Origin of the sequence: Rhodoblastus sp., assembly GCF_052145335.1 — a bacterium.
Lineage (GTDB): Bacteria > Pseudomonadota > Alphaproteobacteria > Rhizobiales > Beijerinckiaceae > Rhodoblastus.
This window is the reverse complement of sequence record NZ_JBKQOU010000256.1, coordinates 1-2,639: the sequence shown is the minus strand read 5'-3', so window position 1 is coordinate 2,639 and position 2,639 is coordinate 1. Positions and strand designations below refer to the sequence as shown.

Here is a 2,639-nt window from a genome sequence, read left to right as displayed (position 1 = left end):
GCAGTTCCGTTTCAACTCGAAGCTGGGAGGCGAGGTCAGCGGTCTCGGCCCGGCGAAAGAGATCCTTCGTCGCCTTGACCGCGGCAAGAGGAAGTTCGGCGCACTGACGCGCGAGCGCCGTCGCGTCCGACAAAAGGCTTTCGTCCTCGACGCATCTCCAGATCAAACCCCATTTTTCGGCCCTTTCGGCGCTGAACTTCTCGCCGGTCAGCGAGAGGGCGAGCCCGCGGGGACGTCCGAGCGCCATAGTCAGGTGGTACGTGGCGCCGAGGTCAGGAATGAGGCCCAGGGCAGGAACGAAAGGCAACGAGAAATACGCGGATCGCGAGGCTATGACCATGTCGGCTGCGAGCGCGAGCCCAACACCGCCACCGACCGCCTCGCCACCCACCGCACAGATTACGACCTTTGGGAGTTCTTGCAGCGCCTTAACCAGCGGATCGCCATAGTGTTCCATTAGATGGCCGATGTATTGCGCCGCGCCTCCTTGTCCGGGTTCGTCGAGCCGCTTCCCGATCTGGGAGAGGTCGGCGCCCACGCAGAAGACCCGACCCTCCGCCCGTATCAGGAGAGCGCGTACTCCGGGGTCGTCGCGCGCGCGATCGACCGCGCCGATCAATCCTTCGAGCAACACTTCGCTCAACACGTTGACACCGGAGGGGTCGGCGAGTGTGGCAATACCGACGCCCTCCTCCAGTTGAAAGCGTACGGCCTGTTCGGTGCTCATCGTTGCCGCATCCGTCGGTTCCTCGATCCGCGCCGCCGCGCGCTTATTTCACTTCGGTTCAAACGCCGTCGGCGACAAATGCGGCGCCCGCTAGTACGAGATCGCCGATTTGTCCAGGCGTATAGCCGAGCTCCTCGAGCAGGGCGCGCGTGTGCCGACCCGTTTCGGGCGCGGCGCCCGGCAATGCCGCGGGCGTCGCCGCGAATCGAGGACCAGGCGCCGGCTGTGGAGAACCGCCAGACATCACGAACGCACCTCGGGCTATGTTATGAGGATGCTCGGCCGCTTCGCGCATCGACAAGACTGGAGCCACGCAGGCGTCGCTGCCCTCAAATACCACACCCCATTCGTCACGCGTCCGGGCGCGGAAAACCGCGGCGAGCTTCTCGCTCAGCGTGGGCCAGAGATCGCGTCGCCACTGATGCGCGAAATCGGCGTCGGCGACGCCGCAGCGCTCAAGCACAAGCTTGTAGAATTGCGGCTCGATCGCGCCGACGGCCACGTATTTTCCGTCGGCGCATTCGTACGTTCGGTAGAAATGGGCGGCGCCGTCGAGAAAATTCGCGCCGCGCCGATCGATCCAATGACCTTTGGCCATCATGTCGTAGATCGGAGCCATAAGCAGCGCGGCGCCTTCGGCCATCGCCGCGTCGACGACTTGTCCACTGCCGGACACGCGCGCGGCGACATGCGCCGCGAGCAGCCCCACGGCGAGATACATGCCGCCGCCGCCATAGTCGCCGACGAGATTGAGCGGGGGCGGCGGCGGGCGATCGGCTGAGCCGATCGGGTGGAGCGCCCCGCTGAGCGCGATATAGTTGATGTCGTGACCTGCGGCTTTGGCGAGCGGACCAGTTTGGCCCCAGCCGGTCATGCGGCCGTAGACGAGGCGCGGATTGCGCGAGAGACAGACGTCGGGGCCGAGCCCGATCCGCTCCGCGACCCCCGGCCTGTAGCCTTCAACAAGTATGTCGGCTTTCTCGACCAATTGCAGCACGGCTTCGACCGCCTCGGGATGCTTCAGATCGAGGGCCAACGATTGGCGTCCACGATCGACGAAGCCGTCGTTGCGCATCAACGAATTGACCCCGTCCTCGCTACGAACGGGCGGACGCTCGACACGGATCACCCGAGCGCCCATGTCCGCGAACATCATGCACGCGAAAGGGCCGGGCCCGATGCCGGCAAGTTCGATGACGGTCAGATTCATGAGGGGACCAGGCACTGTATCTCCTGGGGATGACGGCGAAAAAAGGCGGCCGGGGCCGCGCCTATCACATGCGTTTGGCGACCTCTTCCAGCATGACCTCGGTGGCGCCGCCACCGATGCTGAGAATTCGCGCGTCGCGAACCATGCGTTCGATCGCTGTTCCGGACATGTAACCGATGCCGCCGTGAAGCTGCAAACAAGTATGAACGACTTCCTGAATAGTCTCGCCTGCGAGAGCCTTTAGCATCGAGACTTCGCGAACGACGTCTTTGCCTTCGTCGACCATCATCGCGCATTGATAGGTCAGCGCGCGCACCCCAGCGGCCTTCGCCGCGATCCAGGCGATCTTGTTGCGAACAACAGGCTGGTCCCAGAGCGTCTTCCCGAACGCCTTGCGTAGGCGGAGATAATCGACGGTCAGATCGATAGCTTTCGCAGCCGCCCCCGACACAAGTCCGCCGACGACCAAGCGCTCGTTCTGGAACGTGCTCATGATATAGTAGAAACCGCGACCCTCCTCGCCGAGCAAGGCGTCTTGTGGGACGAAGGTATCCTGAAAGAACAGCTCCGCCGTATCGGAGCTGCGCCAGCCATGTTTGCCGAGCTTACCGCCGATTCCGAATCCGGGGGCTCCGCGGTCGACGACGAAAAGGGAAATCCCACGCGCGCCCAACGCCTCGGGGTCAGTGCGAGCCGCGACGA

The 2,639-nt window shown here is 64.0% G+C and carries 3 protein-coding genes; all 3 read right to left on the bottom strand.

Features of this window, described 5'->3' with window-relative positions:
• A partial coding sequence (locus tag ACLP2E_RS16410) for an enoyl-CoA hydratase-related protein (RefSeq protein WP_442466540.1) occupies window positions 1-727 on the bottom strand: 727 nt, incomplete at its 3' end.
• 58 nt (window positions 728-785) lie between these two features.
• On the bottom strand, window positions 786-1,937 hold the full coding sequence (locus ACLP2E_RS16405) for a CaiB/BaiF CoA transferase family protein (protein WP_442466541.1): 1,152 nt from the start codon (window positions 1,935-1,937) through the stop codon (window positions 786-788).
• A gap of 64 nt (window positions 1,938-2,001) precedes the next feature.
• A partial coding sequence (locus tag ACLP2E_RS16400; RefSeq protein ID WP_442466539.1) for an acyl-CoA dehydrogenase family protein occupies window positions 2,002-2,639 on the bottom strand: 638 nt, incomplete at its 5' end.